General features: G+C 69.3%; 19 protein-coding genes. 6 read left to right on the plus strand and 13 right to left on the minus strand.

Features of this window, described 5'->3' with window-relative positions; all coding sequences use genetic code 11:
* The first annotated feature begins 342 nt into the window (after nt 1-342).
* The 3 genes from VDQ83_RS14075 to VDQ83_RS14085 all read left to right on the plus strand — a co-directional run bounded on the left by VDQ83_RS14075 (nt 343) and on the right by VDQ83_RS14085 (nt 2,697).
* Nucleotides 343-906 carry a sigma-70 family RNA polymerase sigma factor gene (locus tag VDQ83_RS14075; RefSeq protein ID WP_455435419.1) on the plus strand — a complete coding sequence of 188 codons (564 nt, stop codon included), beginning with the start codon at nt 343-345 and terminating at the stop codon, nt 904-906.
* Complete coding sequence (locus tag VDQ83_RS14080) at nt 903-1,544, plus strand: DUF1109 domain-containing protein (protein WP_455435420.1); 642 nt, start codon at nt 903-905, stop codon at nt 1,542-1,544. Before VDQ83_RS14075 ends, VDQ83_RS14080 begins: the two co-directional genes overlap by 4 nt.
* Before the next feature lie 124 nt (nt 1,545-1,668).
* Nucleotides 1,669-2,697: a patatin-like phospholipase family protein gene (locus VDQ83_RS14085; RefSeq protein WP_455435421.1), complete on the plus strand. Its 1,029-nt coding sequence runs from the start codon at nt 1,669-1,671 to the stop codon at nt 2,695-2,697.
* A gap of 89 nt (nt 2,698-2,786) precedes the next feature.
* Here the strand turns inward: VDQ83_RS14085 and VDQ83_RS14090 are convergent, their stop codons facing one another.
* Both VDQ83_RS14090 and VDQ83_RS14095 read right to left on the minus strand, forming a co-directional pair.
* Nucleotides 2,787-4,994, minus strand: coding sequence for a TonB-dependent siderophore receptor (locus tag VDQ83_RS14090; RefSeq protein WP_455435422.1), 2,208 nt, complete (start codon nt 4,992-4,994; stop codon nt 2,787-2,789).
* Nucleotides 4,995-5,244: 250 nt separating this feature from the next.
* Complete coding sequence (locus tag VDQ83_RS14095) at nt 5,245-5,724, minus strand: Lrp/AsnC family transcriptional regulator (protein WP_263396402.1); 480 nt, start codon at nt 5,722-5,724, stop codon at nt 5,245-5,247.
* A gap of 126 nt (nt 5,725-5,850) precedes the next feature.
* On the opposite strand from VDQ83_RS14095, the gene phhA reads away from it, so the two are divergent.
* On the plus strand, nt 5,851-6,741 hold the full coding sequence (phhA, locus tag VDQ83_RS14100; RefSeq protein ID WP_455435423.1) for a phenylalanine 4-monooxygenase: 891 nt from the start codon (nt 5,851-5,853) through the stop codon (nt 6,739-6,741).
* A 29-nt stretch (nt 6,742-6,770) separates the two neighbouring features.
* Here the strand turns inward: phhA and VDQ83_RS14105 are convergent, their stop codons facing one another.
* The 11 genes from VDQ83_RS14105 to VDQ83_RS14155 form a co-directional block, all read right to left on the minus strand.
* A complete protein-coding gene (locus VDQ83_RS14105; RefSeq protein ID WP_455435424.1) occupies nt 6,771-7,973 on the minus strand; it encodes a Fic family protein in 1,203 nt (400 codons plus the stop codon).
* 123 nt (nt 7,974-8,096) lie between these two features.
* Complete coding sequence (locus VDQ83_RS14110) at nt 8,097-9,224, minus strand: GDSL-type esterase/lipase family protein (RefSeq protein WP_455435439.1); 1,128 nt, start codon at nt 9,222-9,224, stop codon at nt 8,097-8,099.
* Between the two features lie 137 nt (nt 9,225-9,361).
* Nucleotides 9,362-10,018: an RpiB/LacA/LacB family sugar-phosphate isomerase gene (locus VDQ83_RS14115; protein WP_455435425.1), complete on the minus strand. Its 657-nt coding sequence runs from the start codon at nt 10,016-10,018 to the stop codon at nt 9,362-9,364.
* Between the two features lie 155 nt (nt 10,019-10,173).
* Complete coding sequence (kduD, locus tag VDQ83_RS14120; protein WP_309919824.1) at nt 10,174-10,929, minus strand: 2-dehydro-3-deoxy-D-gluconate 5-dehydrogenase KduD; 756 nt, start codon at nt 10,927-10,929, stop codon at nt 10,174-10,176.
* 65 nt (nt 10,930-10,994) lie between these two features.
* Nucleotides 10,995-11,849 (minus strand): 5-dehydro-4-deoxy-D-glucuronate isomerase, encoded by an 855-nt coding sequence (gene kduI, locus VDQ83_RS14125; RefSeq protein WP_455435426.1) that lies wholly within the window; start codon nt 11,847-11,849, stop codon nt 10,995-10,997.
* A gap of 526 nt (nt 11,850-12,375) precedes the next feature.
* Nucleotides 12,376-13,434 (minus strand): LacI family DNA-binding transcriptional regulator, encoded by a 1,059-nt coding sequence (locus tag VDQ83_RS14130; protein WP_263396408.1) that lies wholly within the window; start codon nt 13,432-13,434, stop codon nt 12,376-12,378.
* A 47-nt stretch (nt 13,435-13,481) separates the two neighbouring features.
* Complete coding sequence (locus VDQ83_RS14135; protein ID WP_455435427.1) at nt 13,482-15,065, minus strand: family 43 glycosylhydrolase; 1,584 nt, start codon at nt 15,063-15,065, stop codon at nt 13,482-13,484.
* A 74-nt stretch (nt 15,066-15,139) separates the two neighbouring features.
* Nucleotides 15,140-16,423, minus strand: a complete 1,284-nt coding sequence (locus tag VDQ83_RS14140; RefSeq protein WP_263396410.1) for a TRAP transporter large permease — start codon at nt 16,421-16,423, stop codon at nt 15,140-15,142.
* Between the two features lie 3 nt (nt 16,424-16,426).
* Nucleotides 16,427-16,945 (minus strand): TRAP transporter small permease, encoded by a 519-nt coding sequence (locus tag VDQ83_RS14145; protein ID WP_455435428.1) that lies wholly within the window; start codon nt 16,943-16,945, stop codon nt 16,427-16,429.
* Nucleotides 16,946-16,955: 10 nt separating this feature from the next.
* Nucleotides 16,956-17,954 (minus strand): TRAP transporter substrate-binding protein, encoded by a 999-nt coding sequence (locus VDQ83_RS14150; RefSeq protein WP_455435429.1) that lies wholly within the window; start codon nt 17,952-17,954, stop codon nt 16,956-16,958.
* A gap of 35 nt (nt 17,955-17,989) precedes the next feature.
* Complete coding sequence (locus tag VDQ83_RS14155; RefSeq protein ID WP_263396413.1) at nt 17,990-18,814, minus strand: 2-keto-4-pentenoate hydratase; 825 nt, start codon at nt 18,812-18,814, stop codon at nt 17,990-17,992.
* 283 nt (nt 18,815-19,097) lie between these two features.
* Between VDQ83_RS14155 and VDQ83_RS14160 the strand changes: the two genes are divergently transcribed.
* Nucleotides 19,098-20,252, plus strand: a complete 1,155-nt coding sequence (locus tag VDQ83_RS14160; RefSeq protein WP_455435430.1) for an alpha/beta hydrolase — start codon at nt 19,098-19,100, stop codon at nt 20,250-20,252.
* 179 nt (nt 20,253-20,431) lie between these two features.
* On the plus strand, nt 20,432-22,099 hold the full coding sequence (locus tag VDQ83_RS14165; protein WP_455435431.1) for a carboxylesterase/lipase family protein: 1,668 nt from the start codon (nt 20,432-20,434) through the stop codon (nt 22,097-22,099).
* Nucleotides 22,100-22,240 lie beyond the last annotated feature (141 nt).

Below are 22,240 nucleotides of genomic sequence, written 5' to 3' on the forward strand. Positions count from 1 at the left end.
TGAATCGATAAGGGGCAGGGAAACCGGAGTGAACAGCGAGACAGCGATGGTGGCGGTGGCCGTCGCCCCTGCGCCTGCGGCGCCATTGGTCGCGGCGGCGGCGGGCCTGTGCGCGGTAGCCCGCCCTGGATGGCGGGAACCGGCGCCGGCGCCAGGCGCTGCCGGGTCCACGGCGGTGGCGGCAATGGCGGTCGGGCACGGGACGCAGATCCGGCGTCCAGGCCGGCGCCGTCCTATCCTGCGTGTCCGGCGCCCGCCAGACCGCCGTGGAGAGCGCTGCATGTGCATCCGCCGTTCGCGCCGTGCCCACGTCCCATCCCGGGCCGCCGGCAGCGTGCCGCGATGAGCCGCCTGGACGCACTGCAGGCGGTGGAAGCGCGCCTGCACCTGCTGTTCGTGGCCGGCCTGGAGGGCGACGCGCGCGACTATCGCGCGTTTCTGGACGAGCTCAGCGCCCACCTGCGCGGTTTCCTGCGCCGACGCCTGAGCCATGCGCCCGACGACGTCGAAGACGTCCTGCAGGAAACCCTGCTGGCCATCCACAACAGCCGCCACACCTACCGCCGCAGCGAGCCGCTGACCGCGTGGGTCTATGCGGTCGCCCGCTACAAGCTGCTGGACTTCTACCGGGCGCATGCACGCAAAGGTCCGCTGCAACTGCCGCTGACCGCCGCCGCCGATCTGTTCGCGCATGCGGACGACGCGCCGGCGCACGCCCGCCATGAAATCGGCCGGCTGCTGGAGCAGTTGCCGGACCGGCACCGCTTGCCGATCGTGCATGTGAAGCTGCAGGGCCTGTCGGTCAGCGAAACCGCCAGGTTGACCGGCATGTCCGAATCGGCGGTCAAGATCGGCGTGCACCGCGGACTCAAGGCGCTGGCGCTGAAGATCAGGAGTACGACATGAAGACCGATGAATTGATTGCGCTGCTGGCGCAGGAACCCTTGCGCGTGGACCGGCATGCCTCTGCCGAGCGGTTCGCGCTGGCGCTGCCGAGCGGGCTGCTGGGTGCGCTGCTGTTGGCATCAGCGGTGTTCGGGATCCGCCCGGATCTGGCGGTGGCGACTGCGGATCCGGCGTTCTGGGCGAAGCTGGGCTTCGCCGCGTGCATGGCCGCTGGCGCCGGCCTGGCGACCTGGCGCCTGGCCACGCCCGGGCGGCGGGTCGGCACCGCCGCCATCGCGATCGGCGTCCCGGTCGTGGCGTTGTGGATCGCCGCCAGCACCGCGCTGTGGGCGGCGCCGGCGGACCTACGCCTGCCATTGCTGCAGGGCCAGAGCTGGCACAGCTGCCCGTTCAATATCGCGCTGCTGTCGATTCCGAGCTTCGCCAGCGTGTTCTGGGCCTTGCGCGGACTGGCGCCGACCCGCCTGCGCGTAGCCGGCGCCGCCGGCGGGCTGCTCGGCGGCGCGCTGGCGACCATGGCCTATTGCATCCATTGCCCGGAGATGGCGGTCCCGTTCTGGGCGCTCTGGTACGTGCTCGGAATGGCGCTGCCGACCGCCCTCGGCGCCGCGCTCGGCCCACGTCTGTTGCGCTGGTAGCGGCGGCGCCTTTCGTGGGGCGGCGCCGCGTCCGCCACCCGGCATGACCTCCGGTCGTGGGCGGTGCAGGCGGATCCCGGTATGCTCGCGCCGGCTCCGCCCTCCCTTCCACGACACCGCCTCCATGACCGCCTTCCGTTCCCCGCGCCTGCTCCTGTCCCTGTCCCTGTTCGGCCTGCTCGCGGGCTGCGGCGGCGACCCCAAGCCGGCACCGCCGGCGCCGGTGGTCGTGGGACCGGCACCGACCGCCGCGGCCAAGCCGCTGCGCATCGGCATCGCCCTGGGCGGCGGCGCGGCCAAAGGCTTCGCCCATATCGGCGTGATCAAGATGCTGCAGGCCAACGGGCTGGAACCGGTGGTGGTGTCCGGCACCAGCGCCGGCAGCGTGGTCGGCGCGCTGTACGCCAGCGGCATGGACGCGTTCCAGATGCAGCAGGCCGCGGTGGCGCTGGACGAGACCAGCATCCGCGACATGCGCCTGTTCTCCGGCGGCCTGGTGCAGGGCCAGGCGCTGCAGGACTACGTCAACGCCCAGCTCAAGAACCGCCCGATCGAAAAACTCGGCAAGCCCTTCGCCGCGGTGTCCACGCGCCTGGAGGACGGCGAGCGCACCGTGTTCGTGCGCGGCAACGCCGGCCAGGCGGTGCGCGCCTCCAGCAGCATTCCCGGCGTGTTCGAACCGGTTACCATCGGCAAGTTCCATTATGTGGACGGCGGCGTGGTCAGCCCGGTGCCGGTGGACGCCGCGCGCCAGCTCGGCGCCGATTTCGTGGTCGCGGTGGACATCTCCAGCAAGGCCAGCGGCAAGAACCCGGGTGGCATGCTCGGCATCGTCAACCAGTCGATCGCAATCATGGGCCAGCGCCTGGGCCAGCAGGAACTGGCGCGCGCGGACATCGTGATCCGGCCCAAGGTCAACGACATCGGCGCCGCCGACTTCGCCCAGCGCAATGCCGCCATCCTGGAAGGCGAAAAGGCCGCGCTGGCGGCGATGCCGCAGATCAAGGCCAAGCTGGCGCAGCTGCAGCAACAGCGCGCCGCGGCCGCCGCCGCTGCCGCAAAGGCCGCACAGCCGGTCGCCCCGCCGTGCGAACCGCGCTCGCGCCTGGGCCGCCTGATCGGTCGCGACGATCCGTGCAAGAAGCAGGACTGAGCTAGCACGGCAACCGCAGGCACCCGGCGCAATTCGGGCGCGATGACAGGAGCGGCTAGGCGTCCACGCCCACCGCTCCTACGCACGCCTCAGTAACGCCAGCGCAAGGTGAAGCTGACGAAGCGCGGTTCGCCGTAGTTCTGGTAATCGAGGTTGGCCCAGTACTTCTTGTCCAGCGCGTTGCGCACCGCCAGCGTCGCGGTCCATTGCGTGCTGAGCTGGTAGTTCGCGTTGAAGTGCACCAGCGTGTAGGCGTCCTGCACCACGGTGACCGGCACCTCGGCGCCGCTGCCGTCGCCCACCGGACGCAGGATGTTGTAGCCGCGCACCGCGCTCTGCCAGCTGAGCCCGCCGCCGATGCTCAGGCGTTGCCAGGCGCCCGGCAGGCGCCACTGGGTGGACAGCTGCAGATAGTCTTCCGGCAGGTTGGCGTAGATCGCGTCGGTCGGCGCGCGGGTGACCTTGGCGTGGGTGTAGCCGGCGTTGAGCGTCCAGCCCGGGCGCAGCTCGCCGCTGACGTCCACTTCCCAGCCGCGGCTCTTGGTGCCGTCGATGCCGAGGTAGGCCGAGCTGCCGTCGGGCAGCGACGCTTCGGGCTGGCTCATGTCGCGCACCGCGTAGTTGTCCTGCCGCGCCTCGAACACCGCCGCGCCGAGCAGTGCGCGGCCATCGCCCAGCTGCGCCTTGACCCCCGCTTCCAGGTTGGAGCCTTCCACCGGCGCCAGCAGGTTGTTGTCCTTGTCCTTGTAGTTCTGCGGGTTGAAGATCTCGGTGTAGCTGGCGTAGGCGGAGATCTCCGGGGTGATGGCGTAGACCAGGCCGACGTAGGGCGTGACTTCGTCGCTGACCTCGTAGTGGCCGCTGGTCCCGGTGTAGGCGCCGCTGGTGTCGTAGGCGCGCGTGCGCGTTTCCCACGAGCTCAGGCGCGCGCCGGCGATCAGCGACAGCGGCTCGGCCAGGCGCAGGCGCGTGGACGCGTACACGCCGCGCTGGGTGGTGCGCGCCACGCGCGAGGCGCCGGTGCGCGCATAGGTCACCTCGGAAATGTCGCCATCCCAGTCGTGGACGTTGGGGATGTAATAGCAGCGCTCGCGGCCGCAGCTGGCCCAGTCGCCGGGATAGCGAAGCGCCAGCGTGGAGGCGGTCGATTGCAGGTCCTGCCAGCTGCCGCCGACGACCAGGTCGTGGTCGCGGCCGAACAGCGGGAAGGTGCCGGAGAGGTACACGTCCACGCCGTCGCGCGTATCGGCGGTCTCGCCGGCGGCGGCGCGCAGATAGATGCCGCTGCCATCGCGCGCGTCCGGGTAGCCGCTGCCGTACACGCGCAGATTGCGCACCTCGCCCTCGGTGCGGGCGACGTTGACCTTCAGCAGCCAGTCCTCGCCGAAGCGCTGCTCCAGGTTGGCGAAGGCGGTGTGCGTGTCGCGCTGCCAGCGCGACCACTTCGGCGCCAGGTTGGTCGAACTGGGCAGGTCGGCGAAGGAACCGTCGGCGGCGAAGTACGGCACCGTGCCCCAGGTCGAGCCGACCGGATCGTTGTCCTGGCGCTGGTAGCCGACGGTGACCGTGGTGGCGTCGGTCAGGTCGCCTTCCAGCACCGCCATGCCCGACATCTTCTGCTCGTGGTAATGGTCGTAGTAGTAGTCGCGGTCCTGCCAGGCGGCGACGACGCGGCTGCGGAAACGGCCGTCGTCGGTGAGCGGTGCGGTCACGTCGGCCTGGGTGCGGCGGAAGTCCCAGCTGCCGGCGGTGGCCGCGAACGAGGCGTCGAAGCTCTTGCCCGGACGCTTGCGCAGCATGTTGACCGTGGCCGAGGGGATGCCCGCGCCGCTGAGCAGGCCATTGGCGCCACGGATCACTTCGACGCGGTCGTAGAAGACCATGTCGTATTCCTGGTTGGTCGAACCGCTGTAGGTCGGCAGGCCGTCGACCTGGAAGTCGGTGATCTGGAAGCCGCGCGCGAAATACAGCGGGCGTTGCGTGTCGTAGAAGGACACGTTGACGCCGGTGACGTTGCGCAGCACATCGTTGACGCTGAACAGCGATTCCTCCTCCAACCGCTGCAGGCCGAGCACGCTGACCGACTGCGGCGTCTCCTGCAGGGTCAGCGGCAGGCGCGTGGTCGTCGACGGCTGCGCGCGCGCACGGCTGCCGCTGACCTCGACCTTGTCCAGCGTGGTGGGCTGAGCGGCGCCGGCATCGGCCGCCGCGTCGGCCGCGTGCAAGGGCGCGGTGGTGGTGGACAGGACGGACAGCAGGGCGAGATGCAGCAGGTGGCGCGTGGGGGAGCGGGTCATGGAATCGGCGTCGTCGTTGAGCGGCGGCGACCGATGCAGGCGCGCCGCCGAGGGGGAGAGGAAACGGACGGGCGCAGACGGGCTCCACGGCACGGATATCCGGCATGGCTGGCCCAGAGTCGGGCTGGCGGGATCGAGCGGGAGACGCTGGGCCGGCTGCGGCCGTCGCGAGACGCAAATGTAAATCGTTAGCAACAACTTAACAAGCGCTGGCGCCGTTCGGCACGCGTGCTGTCGTCCCGATCGCCGCTCAGCCGCGCGGCAGCGGCAGGCCCGCGAAGTCCTTGACCGTGCGCAGCACGAAGCTGGAATTGACGTCGGCCACGCCGGCGGCGTTGAGCAGCTTGTCCAGCAGGAAGGCGGAGAAATGCGCCAGATCGCGCACGTAGACGTGCAGCAGGTAGTCCATGTCGCCGGTCAGCGCGTGGCAGGCGACCACCTCGTCCCAGCCCTGCACGCTGTCGGCGAAGTGGGCGATGCCGCTTTGCCCATGCTTTTCCAGCTGCACGCGGACGAAGGCCTGCAGACCCAGGCCGATCGCGCCCGGCACCAGGCGTGCCGCGTAGCCGGCCACGATCCCGTCGGCCTCCAGCCGCTGCACCCGGCGCAGGCAGGCCGACGGCGACAGGTTCACCTGGGCCGCCAGTTCGGCATTGCTGGCCCGGCCCTGCCGTTGCAGCAGGGCCAGCAGGCGCAGGTCGGTGCGGTCGAACGCGGCCGAATCGGTCATTTATTGCTCTGCAACATGGATTTGGTGCAACAATCTTGCGCGCAGCGGCCGCAAGCGCGCAACTTCGCAAGCCCATTGCGTGGCTTGGCGCCTACCATCACAGGCACTCTTCCGGAGCTACCGCCCATGGACACCGCACCGCGCCGCGTCGAACACCAGCAGACCGACAAGGGCTACGTGCCGGTCTACACCACGGCCGTGGTCGCGCAGCCATGGGACAGCTACAGCGCCGACGACCACGCCACCTGGGGCACGCTGTACCAGCGCCAGCGCGAACTGCTGGTCGGCCGCGCCTGCGACGAGTTCCTGCAGGCGCAGGACGCGATGGGCATGAACCCGCAGGCGATCCCGCGCTTCGAGCAACTCAACGAGGTGCTGGGCGCGGCCACCGGCTGGACCCTGGTCGGAGTCGAAGGCCTGCTGCCGGAACTGGATTTCTTCGACCACCTGGCCAATCGCCGCTTCCCGGTGACCTGGTGGATCCGCCGTCCCGAGCAGATCGACTACATCGCCGAGCCGGACCTGTTCCACGACCTGTTCGGCCACGTGCCGCTGCTGATGAATCCGCTGTTCGCCGACTACATGGAAGCCTATGGTCGCGGCGGGGTGAAGGCGCACGGCATCGGCCCGGACGCGCTGCAGAACCTCACCCGCCTGTACTGGTACACGGTGGAGTTCGGACTGATCGCCAGCGCCGACGGCCTGCGCATCTTCGGCGCCGGCATCGTTTCGTCCAAGGGCGAATCGCTGTACGCGCTGGAATCGGCCGCGCCCAACCGCATCGGCTTCGACCTGGCGCGAATCATGCGCACCCGCTACCGCATCGACACCTTCCAGAAGACCTACTTCGTCATCGACAGCTTCGAGCAGCTGATGCAGGCGACTGCGCCGGACTTCACTCCGATCTATGTGGCGCTGGAAACCCAGGAGCACCTGCCGGCCGGCGAGGTTCAGGAAGGCGACCGCGTGTACCAGAAGGGCACCGGCGAAGGCTGGGCGGAAGGCGGCGACGTTTAACCGTAGAGCCGGGCCCTGCCCGGCTGCTTTCAACGCGGCCGCGTAGCCACGCGCGCTGGTGGCTGGTTGAGTCGCTTGAGGACGGCGTGGGCGTGGTACGTCCTGCCCCACTTCTTCTCGTTGCCCTTCGACAGGATTCCGGCCTCCTCGAGCGCATAGATGCCGGTAAGCGCTGACCGGTCAGACACATCCAGCAGCGAAGCAACCTGTGACGCCGTGACCACCGGATGGCCGACCAGCAGCGCGGGAAGCCGGCGCGCGACAGAATCGCCGCGATAGCGGCCTACCTTCACCGACCACTCTGCTACAAGCTGCTGCATGTCCTCGGCGATGGCGATCGCATCGTTCGCCGACTCCACCACGGCCTTGGAGACCATATCCATCCACGGTACCCAGTTGCCTTTGATCTGCACCTGGTTGAGCGCTTCGTAGTAGGTGTCCTTGCTTCGGAGCAATGCGCCGGACAGGTACAGCGGTGGATATCCTTCTGCCGCCAGTATCAGCGGCATCAGCAGCCGACCGGTGCGTCCATTGCCATCCTTGTATGGATGGATGGTTTCGAACTGGGCGTGCGCGATGGCGAGCTGGGCAAGGATGTTCAGTTCGAACTGTTCGTCTTCCGCCGCCTGGTACTGCAGCATCTGCCGTTCCAGTTCCTGCATCGCCTCGCCGATCCGGTCCGGCGGCGAAGGAACGAAGCGTGCGTCTTCAAGGCGTCCTCCCAACGGGCCGATGACGGCCTGTTCCTGACGATAGCTGCCCTTTGGGAAATGCTCGGGCGTGTCCTGCATCAGCACTGCGTGCAGGTGATTGACCAGCGCAAGGTCGATGGCGGGCCTACCCCGCTCCCTGACCGCTTCAAGGCCGTCCTGCAGCGCCTGTACGTAACGCTCGGTGACCACCACGTCGGCGGGCAGGCCGTCGAGGCCAAGGGTAGCTTCATACACCAGCAACTGGTCCAGATCGGTCTGGGTCCCTTCTATCTGGGAGCTCTGCACGGCTTCGCGTCGCGCCAAGGTACGGGTGACCAGATCCGGGGCAGGCCAGTGGCGCATTGCCTGTTCCAGCCGGGCCAGCGCCGCGTTGGCGCCAGCGAACAGTTCGCGGTTGCCCGACTGCCCAGCGGGCAGCCTGCGCGGCGTTGGCGGGGCTGCCATGGCCACCAGGTTCGGGCGACCTTCGACCGGCACCAGGTACTGGCGCAGTGGGACCGCTATGTCTTCCCGTCGCATGGAACCCTCCGCCCTAAACTTCAAAAGCACTTTACGCTTTTGAAGTTTATGGCGCCATCCTTCAAAAGCATCAATGGCTTTTGAAGGTTGGCGCCGGTAGAGCCAGGCTCTGCCCGGCTGGCTTCACCGCGGATACGCCAGCAGCACCACCAGATCCTGCTCCCCCCGCTGCTGCAGCGCATGCAGGCTGCCCACCCGGGTCAGCAGCGCATCGCCTGCCGCCACGTCGTACTGCTTGCCATCCAGCACGTAGCTGCCCTGCCCGCTGACGATGTAATAGATCTCGTCCTTGTGCTGCGGGTGCAGGCCGATGCCCGCGCCCTTGTGCAGCACGCGCTTGCGCAGCACGAAGGGCAGGTCCTTGTCGTCGGCGAAGAAGGGATACGCGGTGGTCGGCCCGGCGCCGCCGTGCGGGCCGGGCTGACTGATGCCGATATCGCGCTCGTGGACCACGCGCGAGGGCTTGGCCGGCTCGCTGCCCTGCCCTGCGGGCTGACTCACGTCGCAGTCGATGTCGCGCTTCAAGGCCGGCTTCAGCTCGGGCGTCGACGCCACCCAGTCGCGCAGCACCAGGCAGGCCACGGCGGTGGCGCCGGCGGTGCTGAAGTGGGTGCCGTCGGCCTTGTTCTGCTCGGGCACGAACATGAAGTACGGCTTGGCGCCCTGCTCGCCCAGCGCGCGGATCCAGCGGGTGGAACTGGCGTTGAGGTCGATCAGCGCGACGTGCTCGCGCGTGGCCAGCTGTTTCACCGCCTGGGTGTACAGCCCGTGGGTGTCGAGCAGCGAACCGAAGTCGTACAGCAGCCGCGCGACCGGAGTGATCAACACCGGCGTGGCGCGCTTGTCGCGGGCCAGCTGCACGTAGCGCATCAGATACTGCGGGTAAGCGGTGTCCGGGTCGTCGTAACGCATAGGGTCTTCGACCTTGGCGTCGTTGTGGCCGAACTGGATCAGCAGCACGTCGCCGCGGCGCAGGTCCTTGGCGATGGCGTCGAGGCGGCCTTCGGCGATGAAGCTGCGCGCGCTGCGCCCGCCCTTGGCGTGGTTGCGCACCTGCCAGGCGGCCGGATCCAGATAGCTCTGCAAGGCCTGGCCCCAGCCGGCCTGCGGCGCGCGTTCGGGACCGTAGTCGGCCGCGGTGGAATCGCCGGCGATGAACACGCGCTGCGGCTCGGCGCAGGCGATCCCGGCGCAGAGCGACAGCAATGCAGAAAAGAGCAGACGCATGGTGGACTCCGCTGCGCTGTGTATGCGCTTGGCATCCTGCGCCTGTCGGCGGGAAGCACGCCAAGCCGATGGGAAGCGTGGTGCCGCTTGGTCGATCGTGTTCGGCCCTCACCCCAAACCCCTCTCTCGCGGGAGAGGGGTTCGAGCGTGGCGCTGTGCGGTCAGGCCGCGGCGGCTTCCGGCTTGCCCAGCACGCCGGCGACGAAGCTGCGGATCTCGGCGTCCTGCGCGTTGTCGAAGAAGCACTGCTGGAAGCGCTCGCCGCCGACCGCCTGCTTGACCAGTTCCGGATCGATCGCGCGCAGGCCGTCCAGGTAGGACTTGGCGGTGGCCTGCTTGACCTGGGCGAGGATGCCGGCATTGGCCTGCTGCGACTCGCGGCGCTCGGCCGGGTAGCCCATGCCGCGCTCGCCGCTGAAGGCCTTCTCGAAGATGTAGCGCACGTTGATTTCCGCGCCCCAGCCATAGCCCTTGGCGAAGGCCAGCGCCAGCGCGTTGCCGTTGTTGACCTGGGCGAACAGGTAGGCGTCGGTCGGCTCGATGCAGTAGCCGCAGAACACGCCCGGGTAGGCGTTGAGCGACATCATCGCGCCCTGGCCGGTGCCGCAGCCGGCGACGACGAAGTCGACCGCCTTGGAGTTGAGCAGCAGGCTGGCGACGATGCCCAGGTGGATGTAGGTCAGGCGATGATCGTCGTCGCCGTCCATGCCGACGTTGAACACGCTGTGGCCCTGCGCGCTCGCCACGTCGGTGAGCTGCTGCAGGATCACCGGGTTCTTGCCGGCCTGGCTGAATTCGTTCATCAGTGCGATTTTCATGGTGTCTCCGATTGCGGGGGAAGATGGTGCGTGTGATTGATGTGGCGCCGACCGCCGTCTGCATCTGGATGGTGTGCGTGCGGGCCAACCCTCATCCGCCCTGCGGGCACCTTCTCCCGGGGGGAGAAGGAAGCAGCGCACGCTGCGTGCTTGGCTCAGCGCGCCAGCCAGCCGCCGTCGACCGGGATGATGGTGCCGTTGACGTAGTCCGAGGCGCTGCTGGCCAGGAACACCGCGGTGCCGCCGAGGTCTTCCGGCACGCCCCAGCGACCGGCCGGGATGCGCTCCAGGATCGACTGGTTGCGCGCCGCGTCGGCGCGCAGCTGCGCGGTGTTGTCGGTGGCCATGTAGCCCGGCGCGATGGCGTTGATGTTCAGGCCCTTGGCGCCCCACTCGTTGGCCAGCAGACGGGTGATGCCGGCGATGCCGGACTTGCTGGCGGTGTAGGAAGGCACGCGGATGCCGCCCTGGAACGACAGCATCGAGGCGATGTTGATGATCTTGCCGCTGCCCTGGGCGATGAAGTGGCGGCCGGCGGCCTGCGACATGAAGAACGCGGACTTGATGTTGACGTTCATCACGTCGTCCCAGTCCTGCTCGCTGAAATCCACCGCGTCGGCGCGGCGGATCAGCCCGGCGTTGTTGACCAGGATGTCGAGGCGGCCAAGGCCGGCCAGGGTCTCGTCGAGCACGCGCTGCACCGGCTCGATGCTGATCAGGTTGGCTTCGATGGCGACGAAGCGGCGGCCCAGCGCCTTGACCTTTTCCTCGGTCTCGGTGGGCGCCTGGATGCCGGCGGCGGCGATGTCGGCGCCGGCCTGCGCCAGCGCCAGCGCGATGCCCTGGCCGAGGCCGGTGTTGGCGCCGGTGACCAGGGCGACCTTGCCTTCGAGACTGAACGGGTTCGTCATTGCGGATGCTTCCTATGAGGTGATGCGGATGCGGTCAAAAACGCGGCGGCGGCGCGCATGGCGGCCTACTTGAGCTGGCAGATGTCCAGCACGTGCATGTCGGTGTAGTCCAGGTTCTCGCCGCCCATCGCCCAGATGAAGGCGTAGTTGCTGGTGCCGGCGCCCATGTGGATCGACCACGGCGGCGACACCACGGCTTCGTCGTTCTGGATCACGATGTGGCGCTGCGCGTCGGGCTCGCCCATGAAGTGGTAGACGCGATCGTTGGCGCCGAGGTCGAAGTAGAAATAGACCTCGCTGCGGCGGTCGTGCAGGTGCGGCGGCATGGTGTTCCAGACACTGCCGGGCTTGAGCACGGTCAGCCCCAGCAGCAGCTGCGAGGACTGGCAGGTGGCCGGCACGATGAACTGGTAGATGGTGCGCTCGTTGCTGGTCTCCAGCGCGCCGCGGTCCAGCGCCACCGCGTCCTTGATCGACAGTTGCTTGGTCTGGAAACGCGCATGCGCCGGGGTCGAGGCCAGGTAGAACCGGGCCGGGTTGGCCGCATCGTCGGAGGCGAACACCACCTCCTCGCTGCCCATCGCCACGTACAGGCCGTCCTTCGGTCCCAGCGTGTAGGCGGTGCCGTCCACGGTGACCGTGCCGCTGCCGGCGCCGACGTTGATCACGCCCAGCTCGCGACGCTCCAGGAACGGATGGCCGGCGGCGGACGCAGGCTCGGTCTGCTTCGGCAGTTGCACGGCCTTGTTCACCGGCGCCGCGCCACCGAGCACGAAGCGCTCGTAGTGGGTGTACTTCAGGGTGACCGCGTCGTCGACGAACAGGCCATCGAGCAGGTACAGCTCGCGCAGCTGGTCGTTGCTGGCGCCCTTGATGGCATCGGGATGGGTGGCGTAGTGGGTCTTGCAGTACAGGGACATGGGGATCTCCGGGGCAAGCAGGGGCCAGGCGACGGCCCGCAGAAGGCTATTCTAGCGGCTCTGGTAAACCGGTGTCATTGCGCAGTGCAAGAAACGGGTGTTCCCTTCTCCCATCGGGAGAAGGTGCCCCGCAGGGGCGGATGAGGGTACGAGCGCAGCCTCATGCACCCAAACTCCGCGAGACGCTTCGCGCCGCACCCTCACCCCAACCCCTCTCCCGACGGGAGAGGGGCTACGGCTGCTCCCTTCTCCCATCGGGAGAAGGTGCCCCGCAGGGGCGGATGAGGGTACGGGCGCAGCCTCATGCACCCAAACTCCGCGAGACGCTTCGCGCCGTACCCTCACCCCAACCCCTCTCCCGAGGGGAGAGGGGCTACGGCTGCTCCCTTCTCCCGTTGAGAGAAGGTGCCGCGCGGGGCGGATGAGGGTACGGGCGCAGCCTCGTGCACCCAAACTCCGCGAGACGCTTCGCGCCGTACCCTCACCCCAACCCCTCTCCCGGAGGGAGAGGGGCTCAGCGGCTTCATCAATCTTCCGGCGGCTGGCAGGAGTCGCGCACGATCAGGTGCGGGCGCACGCTGGCCACGGCCAGCGCCGGGGTGCCTTCGGGCTGGATCAGCATCGCTGCGGCGGTGCGGCCGGTGTCGCGGGTGTGCCGGCGCACCGAGGTCAGCGACGGCCACAGGCGCGAGGCCAGTGGGCTGTCGTCGTAGCCGATGATCGACAGCTGGCGCGGGATGTTGATGCTGGCGCGCAGCGCGACCTTGTACACGCCGGCGGCCATCTCGTCGTTGCCGGTGAAGATCGCGCTGGGGCGCTGCTTGCCGAGCAGCAGTTTCTCGGCCGCGGCCACGCCGGATTCGAAGGTGTAGCCGGCCTCGACGATGCGCTCCGGCGGCAGTTCGATGCCGCGCCGGGTCAGCGCGTCGATGAAGCCGGCGGTGCGCTCGTGCGCCGAGCGGTAGGCGCTGGGACCGGTGATCAGTGCGATCTCGCGGTGGCCCAGCGACAGCAGGTAGTCGGCGGCCTCGGCCGCGCCGTCGCGGTCGTGGGTGACCACCATCTGCGAGGTGGCGTCCAGCGGCAGCGAGGCGATGCGGGTGTAGCGCACGCCGATGCCGGCGAGCATGTCGGCCAGCGCCTGGTCCTCGGAGGCGCGCGGCACCAGGATCACGCCGTGCAGTTTCTGCTGCTGCACGAAGCGGCGCACGCCCTCGATGTAGCCGGGGCTGCGGCTGTCGCACGGATGCACCACCAGTTCGAAGCTGGAACCGCGCAGCGCGTCCAGCGCGCCGTACTGCATGTCCACGATGTACTGCGCGGTGGGGTTGTCGTACACCATGCCGATCAGGAACGAACGCCGGAACGCCAGTCCGCGCGCCAGCGGATCCGGCGCGTAGCCGACCTCGCGCATCAGCGCCTCGACCTTCTCGCGCGTGTCCTTGCGCACCAGCGGCGAGTTGTTGATGATCCGCGACACCGTCTTCTTCGACACCCCGGACAGGCGCGCAATGTCGTTGATCGTCGCCGCCTTGCCGTGGACGGAGGCGTGGACATCGGCGGAAGTGGGTTTGCTCGGCGCCATGGACGGAAAACCGGACGGAAGAGGACGGATTCTACCGGTAGTCATGTTCAGTCCAGCGCGCGGTAGCGGAATTGACGGAAATGCACCTTTCCATTTCCGGCCGCATACAGCGCCGGCTTCAGCGCCAGGAACTTGCCGGCGACGTTGTGGTGGTAGCCGGACACTTCCATCTGCACCGGGTACTTGGTCCACGTCTTGCCGTCGCGGCTGCTGTGGATGGTGACGATGTGGCGGTCGTTGCGCACCCGCAACCACAGCCGACCGCCCTTGGCGCTGGGCGCCAGCTGCGCCGGGCGCTCCTCGCCGTAGCGGTGCATGACGAAGGCCTCGCCGTTGCTGCCGACCCCGGCGTACAGGCGCTCGCTGTAGAACAGCAGCGCGCCGCCCTGCGCGCCGGGCTCGATCTCCATCTCCACTTCGAACTGGTAGGCGGTGTCGGGGGCGATCACGGTCAGCGGCGAACTGTCGCGCGGCGCACGGCCCTTGCCCTGCACGCTCAGCGTGCCGTCGCCAAACGACAGCCGCTGGTACTCGTCGCGGCCCGGGTTGAAGAACGACCACTGCGGGCCGAGCCGGTCGCCGCGGAACGCGTCCGACAGCGCCAAGCCGTGCGGCAGCGCCTGCCCGCTGGGCTTTTTCAGCGGCGTGCCGAGATCGCCGCCCTTGGCCACGAACCAGCCGTCGGCGGTCCACTCGATCGGGTCCAGCAGCGCCTGCCGGCCCAGCGTCCAGTAGCCGTTCTCGTAGCCGTGGTAGAGCATCCACCAGCGGCCGTCGGTGCCTTCGACCAGGGTCGCGTGGCCGCGCGACCACCACGGCTCGGCGGCGCTCTTGGTGCGCGTGATCGGGTTGTTCGGCGCGTTCTGCCAAGGCCCATGGATCGAACGCGAGCGCGCGGTGATCACCATGTGCCCGGTCGGCGGCCCGGCGGTGCCGCCGACCGCGGTGGTCATGTAGTACCAGCCGTTGTGGCGGGTGATCTTCGGCCCTTCCTGCGCATAGGCCTCCACGTCCCAGCTTTCCGGGTACTTCCAGCCGTCGTAGACGTGCTTGGGCGTATCGACCACCTTGAGGCCGTCGTCTGACAGCTGCACGTAGTCGCCGCCGCTCAGGAACAGGTAGCGCTTGCCGTCTTCGCCGACCGCGTGGCCGGGGTCGATGTACTTGCCCAGGCCGATGTCGATCGGCGCGCTCCACGGCCCCTTGATGTCGTCGGCCCAGACCACGAAGTTGCTGCGCTGGCCCTGCTCGCCGCGGCGCGCCGGGAAATAGATGTAGTAGCGCCCGCCGTGCTTGATCAGGTCCGGCGCCCAGATCGCGCCGACGTTCTCGGTGATGGCGTGGCCCAGCGGCTGCCAGTTGACCAGATCGCGCGAATGCCAGATCGGCAGGCCGGGGTAGGCATCGAACGAGGACAGGGTGAGGTAGTAGTCGTCGCCGTCCTTGAGCACCGACGGATCGGGGTGGTCGCCGGCCAGCACCGGGTTGAGGAAGCTGCCGTCGCCCTGGTCGGCGATGCGCTGGTTCTCGATGCCGCGTTTCCAGTCGGCCGCCGCGGCCAGCGTGCTGGCGGCGAGCAGGCCGGCCAGCAGCAGCCAGCGCAGGGAGGACGAGGTGGTAGGCGAAGTCATGGATTCCACTCCTGGGTTCGCGCCGCCGGCGCGTACGGGGACGCGGCCGGCGATGACGGCCGCGCCACGAAGGATCAGGCGCGCAGCGCGCGCGGCAACCACAGCGACAGTTCCGGGAAGAACGCCACGATCAGCAGCACGCACAGCGCCGCCAGCCAGAACGGCCAGATGGTGCGCATGCTCTGGGCCACGGTGATCTGTCCGATCGAGGTGCCGATGAACAGCACCGAGCCGATCGGCGGGGTGATCAGGCCGATGCCGCCGGCCAGCACCATCACCAGCCCGAAGTGGATCGGGTCGATGCCGTAGGCCTTCACCACCGGCAGGAAGATCGGCGTGCAGATCAGGATCTTCGGCGCCAGGTCCATGAACATGCCCAGCAACAGCAGCATGATCACGATCATCAGCAACACGGTGTTCTTGCCGTCGGCGACCGATTGCAGCAGCTTCACCGCCGCCGCCGGCACCTGCAGGTAGGCCAGCAGCCAGCCGAACACCGCCGCGGTGGCGATCACGAACAGGATCACGCCGGTGGTGCGCGAGGCATGCGTGACCGCGGCGAAGAACTCGGCCCAGCGCAATTGCCGATACAGCAGTGCGGTGACCAGCAACGCATACACCACCGCGATCGCCGCGCTCTCCACCGCGGTGAAAATGCCGGCGCGGATGCCGACGAAGATCAGCGCGACCAGGCCCAGCCCCGGCAGCGCGCCGATCAGGCGCAACGCCACCGCGCGCCAGCCCGGGAACGGCTCGGTGCCGTAGCCGCGGTGGCGCGCCACCGCATAGCCAGTGATCATCATCGCCACGGTCATCAGCAGCGCCGGGAAGATGCCGGCCGCGAACAGGTCGGCGATCGACAGCCCGCCGCCGGCCGCGGCCGAGAACAGGATCAGGTTGTGCGAGGGCGGCACCAGCAGCGCGACCAGCGCCGCGGTCATGCTTACGTTGACCGCGTAGTCGCGGTCGTAGCCGCGCTTGATCATCTGCGGAATCATGGTGCCGCCGACCGCCGACACGTCGGCGATGGCCGAACCGGACACGCCGCCGAAGAACAGCGAGGACAGCACGCTGACCTGGCCCAGGCCGCCGCGCATGCGTCCCACCAACGACGAGGCCAGCGCGATCAGGCGTTCGGAGATGCCGCCGCGCAGCATCAGTTCGCCGGCGAAGATGAACAACGGAATGGCGATCAGCGACGCCGAGCCGCTGCCGGCGGAGATCTGCTGCACCAGCACGATGGCCGGCAGGTCCAGGTACAGGATCGTCGCCAGCGCCGCGGCGCCCAGCGCATAGGCCACCGGCACGCCGATCAGCAGCAGCAGCACGAACAGCCCGAGCAGGATTGCAATGGCCATGGATCAGTTCACTCCTTCAGCGGTGGCCGGGCGCAGCACCTGCCACGCCTGATACAACGCGAACACGCTCATCAGCGCGCCGCCGATCGACAGCGGCAGGTAGTTGATGCTCTGCGGCAGCGCGGCGCCGGCCATCTTGATGTCCAGCCCGTCCAGCAGCAGCACGCCGCCCCACCAGGCGATGACCGCGCCGATGGCGACGATCGTCAGCGGGCGGATCAGGTCGATGACCCGGCGCACGTGGGCGTGCATCTTCTCGGCCAGCAGGAAGAAGCCGAAGTGGCGCCGGGTATGCACGCCGGCCGCCGCCGCCATGCTCATCGCGGTGCTCAGCAGCAGCAGCGTCACCGGCTCGGTCCAGCTCGGCGAATTGTTGAGCACGTAGCGGGTGAACACCTGCCAGCCCTGCACCACCACCAGCCCGAGCAGGGCGGCGGCGGCGATGCCGATGGCGAGGTTGGAGATCCGGTCCAGCAGCCGCTGCAGCGGCGCCACCGGGACGGCAATGGCGGGGTCGGTCATCGGCATGGCCTCAAGCGAAATCGCGGATGCGGCGGTACAGGGCTTCGATCTCCGGCTGCCGCCGGTACTCGGCCAGCAGCGGTGCGGCGGCCTTGCGGAAGGCGGGCATGTCCACCTCGTTGACCAGCACGCCGTAGTCGGTCACTTCCTGGCGCGCCTTCGACTCGGAGGCGTCCCACAGCTTGCGCATCACCGCCACCGATTGCCGCGCGGTCTCCACCACCAGCGCGCGGTCGCCCGGCGCCAGGGCCTGGAAGCTGCGCCGCGACATCACCAGCACGTCCGGCGCGTAGGAATGCTCGCTCTGCGACCAGTAGCGCGCGGCCTCGAAATGGCGGCTGGACTGGAAGCTGCGCATGTTGTTCTCGGCGCCGTCGATCATGTGCGTCTCCATCGCCGAGAAGGTTTCGCCCAGCGACATCGGCGTCGGATTGGCGCCGAGCATGCGCATCAGCTTGAGGAAGATGTCCGACGAGGCCACGCGCAGCTTGAGGCCATGCAGGTCTTCCGGACGATGCAGCGGGTGCTTGGTGTTGTAGAAGCAGCGCGCGCCGCAATCGTAGATGGCCAGGCCGACCAGGTCGCGCTGCTCGAAACTGGCCAGGATGCTGTCGCCGACATGGCCGTCGATCGCGCGGCGCAGGTGCGGCACCGAGTCGAACACGTACGGCAGGCACAGCGCCTGGGTCAGCGGGAAGGTGTTGTTGAGCGCGCCGGAATAGACCCGGGTGATGTCGATGGCGCCGAAGCGCGCCATGTCGATCGCTTCCGCTTCGCGGCCGAGCTGGCCGGAGTGGTACTGGCGCAGTTTCAGCCGCCCGCCGGTCTGCTGCTCCAGGGTCTGCCCGAACCAGCGCACCGCCTCCACGGTGGGATAGTCGGCCACGTGCACGTCGGTGGCGGTGAGCAACCGGCCGCCGCCGCCGGCCTGGGCCAGCGTGCCCAGCGGGGCGGCAGCGGCCGCGGCCGCGGCCAGCCCTGCGCCGAGGAAACCTCTACGAGTGATCATGCTGCGCCCTCCCGCGCGTCGTCGGCTGCCGCGGCTTACGCCGCGACGGCCCTGCAATGAAGTTCGCCATAGCCGTCGAAACGGATCGTCGCGTGCTGGCCGATGGCGATGTCGTGGATGCCGGTGGCGTTGCCGGTGGCGATCAGCTCGCCGCGCTTGAGCGGCCGGCCGCGACGTGCCGACCGCGCCAGCGCGAACGCGAACGCCGCGCGCAGCCCGCCCGGCAGCAGGGTGGCACCGCCGCTGCCGACGCGCTGGCCCTCGATCAGGGTTTCCGCCAGCAGCGCGGCCTCGTCCAGCGTGGCCCAGTCGGCGACCTGCGGCCCCAGGATCAGGCCGTTGTTGTTGCCGAAGTCGGAGATCACCACCCGCGGCCCCAGCTGGTTGATCGTGGCCAGCGGGCTGCTGGCCACTTCCACGCCGATGAACAGCGTGGACGGCACCTGCGCGGCCTGCTCCGGGGTCCAGTGCAACTGGTCGGCCGGCACGTCCGCATCCAGGCGCATCACGTACTCGGCCTCGACCGCGCCGAAGCCGCCGGCGAACACCGGGATGTCCGTTGTTCCACCGGTGGCATTCCATAGGTTGCGGGCGAAGATCGGGCCGAGCAGGCGCTCGTCGCCGGAGTGGTCGCGGCGCTCGGCGCCGATGTAGCCGACCTTCCAGCCGACCACCTGGTCCGGCCATTGCGCGATCGCCAGGTCCTGCACGCGGTAGGCGGTTTCCAGGTCGTCGGGGATGGTGCCGGGGAAATCGGGCAGCGAACGGCCTTGCTGGCGGGCCTGGACGAAGCGGGCCGCGATGTCGGCCAACGCGGACGCTGGCGTATCCGAAGGGCCGGAATGAGTGCTCAAGGGCATCTCCGCAAAAAGGTTGGGGATCGGGAAAATTGCTGCGCCGCTCATCGACAACGCGTTGCGCAGTTGTATATGGTAAACCGGTGTCATTGGCAATGTGCGGTGCGGCAAAAGCTCGGGACTCGGGACTCGGGACTCGGGACTCGGGGCGGGCGGCGGGCGGCGGGCGGCGGGCGGCGGGCGGCGCAGGCTGCCACCTCTTTAACCCGTGCTGCGGATACTTGCTGGCGCTTGCCGCGTGGCGTTGCCGAGGCGGCCGATCGAGCGCGTACGTTTGTGAGGGAACATGGCAATGAGGCGAATCCAGAAAGAGATCGGCAGGCCGGAGCCGGGCACAGCCGCAGCGGCGCCACGAGGGCTGTCGTGCACTGGCATCGTGGCGGCGCTGTCGCGCGCGGTGCGGCCGGCTGCACGTGGCGCGCTGCTGGCGCTGGTCGTCGGCTTGGCCGGCGCCGGCCCTGCCGCGGCCGCGGAGCATCCCGGCAGCGAGACCGCCGTCGAGCAGGCGGCGCGCATCCCGCTGTGGCCGGGTCCGGCGCCGGGTTCCGCGCCCGATCCGGAGCAGGCGCGCATCGTCGACCGCAGCGACGATCCGGCGCTGCCCGACCGCGCCATCAGCGGCCGCTACCAGCCCTATCTGGTGGTGTACCGGCCGAAGACGCCGAACGGCAGTGCGCTGCTGGTCGCCCCCGGCGGCGGCTACGCGCGCATCGTGCTGGACAAGGAAGGCACGGCGCTGCTGCCGATCTTCGCCGAACAGGCCGGCATCACCCTGTTCGTGCTGCGTTACCGGCTGCCCGACGCGGAAGCCGGCGGCGCGGACGCGGCGGCGCAGCGCGACCTGCCGCTGGCCGACGCGCAGCGCGCGCTGCGCCTGATTCGCGCGCGTGCCGCCGACTACGGCGTGGACCCGCAGCGGGTCGGCGCGATCGGCTTCTCCGCCGGCGGCCACGTTGCCGCCAGCCTCGGCACCCGCTACGACGAGCGCGTCTATCCGGCGCACGATGCGATCGACCGGCTCAGCGCGCGGCCGGACTTCCTGCTGCTGCTGTACCCGGTCATCGACATGGGCAGCGGCACCTCGGCGCATACCGGCTCGCGCCTGCGGCTGCTGGGCAAGCATGCCGATGCCCCCACGATGGCCGCGTATTCGCTGCAGAACCGCGTGATTCCGGCGATGCCGCCGACCTTCCTGGTACACGCGCAGGACGATCGGGTGGTGCCGGTGGAGAACAGCCTGCTGTTCTACCAGGCGCTGCGCCAGGCCGGGGTGCCGGCGGAACTGCACCTGTTCGCGCATGGCGGCCACGGGTTCGGCACCCGTGGCATCGCCGGCCTGCCGCTGGCCGCCTGGCCGACGCTGGCGCTGGAATGGATGCGCAGCGTGCAGGGCGATGCGACCGCGCTGGCGCCCATCCCGCCTGCCGCGCCGAAGCAGTAACAGGCGCTGCCGCATTGCCATGCACCAGACCGTCATGACCGAGCGCCGCACGCCGCCTGCATCGCACCGCCCCGAGCGGCGCTTGGCATAGCGCCGCGCCGCATCCACCCGACCCTTTCCGCTGCCGGCCCGGACCTTCGCCCGTGGCCGGCGGCGCCTGCCCACGGACTCCGCCACGCATGACCACCACGCCCGCCGCCACACCGCCTGCCGACCTTGCCGCCGCCGTGTCCACGGCACCCGACGACTACGGCCGCCGCCGTTTCCTGCACGGCGGCGCGCTCGGCGCACTGGCGCTGAGCGGCGCCCTGCCGGGCGCTCGCGCCGACGCCGCACCCGCACCCGCCGACCCACAAGCGCCGCTGGCGCGCACCCGCAGCGGGCGCATCCGCGGCTATCGCGACCAGGGCGTGCAGGTGTTCAAGGGCATTCCCTATGGCGCCGACACCGCGCCGCGCCGCTTCCAGCCGGCGCTGCCGGAGCAGCCCTGGCGCGGCGTGCGCGACTGCAGCGGCTACGCCGCCTCGGCGCCGCAGCTCAAGCTCGATCCGGTCAGCGAGGACTGCCTGTTCCTCAACGTGTGGACGCCCGGCCTGCGCGATGGCGCGAAGCGCCCGATCCTGTTCTACATCCACGGCGGCGCCTACAACAACGGCTCCGGCAGCGACCCGCAGTACGACGGCGTGCGCCTGTGCCGGCGCGGCGACGTGGTGGTGATCAGCGTCAACCACCGCCTCAACGCGTTCGGCTATCTGTACCTGGCGCAGCTTGGCGGTGCCGATTTCGCCGCATCCGGCAACGTCGGCCAGCTCGACTTGGTGCAGGCGCTGCAGTGGGTGCGCCAGCACGCGGCCGAATTCGGCGGCGATGCCGGCAACGTCACCGTGTTCGGCCAGTCCGGCGGCGGCGCCAAGATCGCCACGCTGATGGCGATGCCGACCGCAAAAGGCCTGTTCCATCGCGCCTGGACGATGAGCGGCCAGCAGGTCACCGCCGCCGGCCCACGCGCAGCCACGCAGCGCGCGCAGTTGCTGCTGCAGGCCTTGCAACTCGATGCCACGCAACTGGCGGCGTTGCGCACGCTGCCGATGCAACGCCTGCTCGAGGCCACCCGCACCCGAGATCCCTCGCGGGTGGAAAACACCGGCCTGTACCTGGGGCCGGTGCTGGACGCGCAGGTGCTGCACCGGCACCCGTTCTGGCCCGACGCGCCGCCGCAGTCGGCGCAGATCCCGATGGTGATCGGCAACACCCACGACGAGACCCGCGCCTTCCTCGGCAACGATCCGGCCAACTTCACGCTGACCTGGGACACGCTGCCGGCGAAACTGGAACAGGAGCAATACGTGGACCTGCTGCCGCAAGTGGTGATCGCCGAATACCGCCGGCTGTATCCGCAGTACACGCCGAGCGAGGTGTTCTTCGCCGCCACCACCGCCGGACGCTCGTGGCGCGGCGCGATCGAAGAGGCCGAGGCGCGCGCGCGGCAGGGCGCACCGACCTGGGCCTACCAGCTGGACTGGGGCTCGCCGCTGGACGGCGGCAAGTTCGGCGCGTTCCACGGCCTCGACATTCCGCTGCTGTTCGACAACATCCGCCAGCCCGGCTCGCGCACCGGCGACGGCGCCGACGCGCAGCGCGTGGCCGATGCGATGAGCGAAGCGCTGCTCGCCTTTGCCCGCCACGGCGATCCCAACCATGCCGCATTGCCGCGCTGGGAAGCGTATTCGCTCGCCCAGCGCGAGACCATGCTGTTCGACGCGGACAGCCGCCTGGCGCACGACCCGCGCGGCGGCGAGCGCCGCCTGTACCAGCAGGCGCCGTTCGTGCAGCGCGGGACGTTCTGAGGCTGACGCTGCGGGGCAGCCGGGAGCGTGTTTTTCGATTGCTTGCCAGCAGGCCGTGGCAGCGACTTCATCCGGATCGCACGCCTCAGCATCTTCTGTCGAACTGGAACCGCTATTTGTAGGAGCGGCTTCAGCCGCGAC

Source organism: Xanthomonas sp. WHRI 7945 (assembly GCF_035026585.1).

Bases quoted from the DNA above. Each gene is read 5' to 3' on its own strand.
- VDQ83_RS14075 (WP_455435419.1), top strand. From the start codon at position 343: ATGAGCCGCCTGGACGCACTGCAGGCGGTGGAAGCGCGCCTGCACCTG.
- VDQ83_RS14080 (WP_455435420.1), top strand. From the start codon at position 903: ATGAAGACCGATGAATTGATTGCGCTGCTGGCGCAGGAACCCTTGCGC.
- VDQ83_RS14085 (WP_455435421.1), top strand. From the start codon at position 1,669: ATGACCGCCTTCCGTTCCCCGCGCCTGCTCCTGTCCCTGTCCCTGTTC.
- VDQ83_RS14090 (WP_455435422.1), bottom strand. From the start codon at position 4,994: ATGACCCGCTCCCCCACGCGCCACCTGCTGCATCTCGCCCTGCTGTCC.
- VDQ83_RS14095 (WP_263396402.1), bottom strand. From the start codon at position 5,724: ATGACCGATTCGGCCGCGTTCGACCGCACCGACCTGCGCCTGCTGGCC.
- phhA (WP_455435423.1), top strand. From the start codon at position 5,851: ATGGACACCGCACCGCGCCGCGTCGAACACCAGCAGACCGACAAGGGC.
- VDQ83_RS14105 (WP_455435424.1), bottom strand. From the start codon at position 7,973: ATGCGACGGGAAGACATAGCGGTCCCACTGCGCCAGTACCTGGTGCCG.
- VDQ83_RS14115 (WP_455435425.1), bottom strand. From the start codon at position 10,018: ATGAAAATCGCACTGATGAACGAATTCAGCCAGGCCGGCAAGAACCCG.
- kduD (WP_309919824.1), bottom strand. From the start codon at position 10,929: ATGACGAACCCGTTCAGTCTCGAAGGCAAGGTCGCCCTGGTCACCGGC.
- kduI (WP_455435426.1), bottom strand. From the start codon at position 11,849: ATGTCCCTGTACTGCAAGACCCACTACGCCACCCATCCCGATGCCATC.
- VDQ83_RS14130 (WP_263396408.1), bottom strand. From the start codon at position 13,434: ATGGCGCCGAGCAAACCCACTTCCGCCGATGTCCACGCCTCCGTCCAC.
- VDQ83_RS14135 (WP_455435427.1), bottom strand. From the start codon at position 15,065: ATGACTTCGCCTACCACCTCGTCCTCCCTGCGCTGGCTGCTGCTGGCC.
- VDQ83_RS14140 (WP_263396410.1), bottom strand. From the start codon at position 16,423: ATGGCCATTGCAATCCTGCTCGGGCTGTTCGTGCTGCTGCTGCTGATC.
- VDQ83_RS14145 (WP_455435428.1), bottom strand. From the start codon at position 16,945: ATGACCGACCCCGCCATTGCCGTCCCGGTGGCGCCGCTGCAGCGGCTG.
- VDQ83_RS14150 (WP_455435429.1), bottom strand. From the start codon at position 17,954: ATGATCACTCGTAGAGGTTTCCTCGGCGCAGGGCTGGCCGCGGCCGCG.
- VDQ83_RS14155 (WP_263396413.1), bottom strand. From the start codon at position 18,814: ATGCCCTTGAGCACTCATTCCGGCCCTTCGGATACGCCAGCGTCCGCG.
- VDQ83_RS14160 (WP_455435430.1), top strand. From the start codon at position 19,098: ATGGCAATGAGGCGAATCCAGAAAGAGATCGGCAGGCCGGAGCCGGGC.
- VDQ83_RS14165 (WP_455435431.1), top strand. From the start codon at position 20,432: ATGACCACCACGCCCGCCGCCACACCGCCTGCCGACCTTGCCGCCGCC.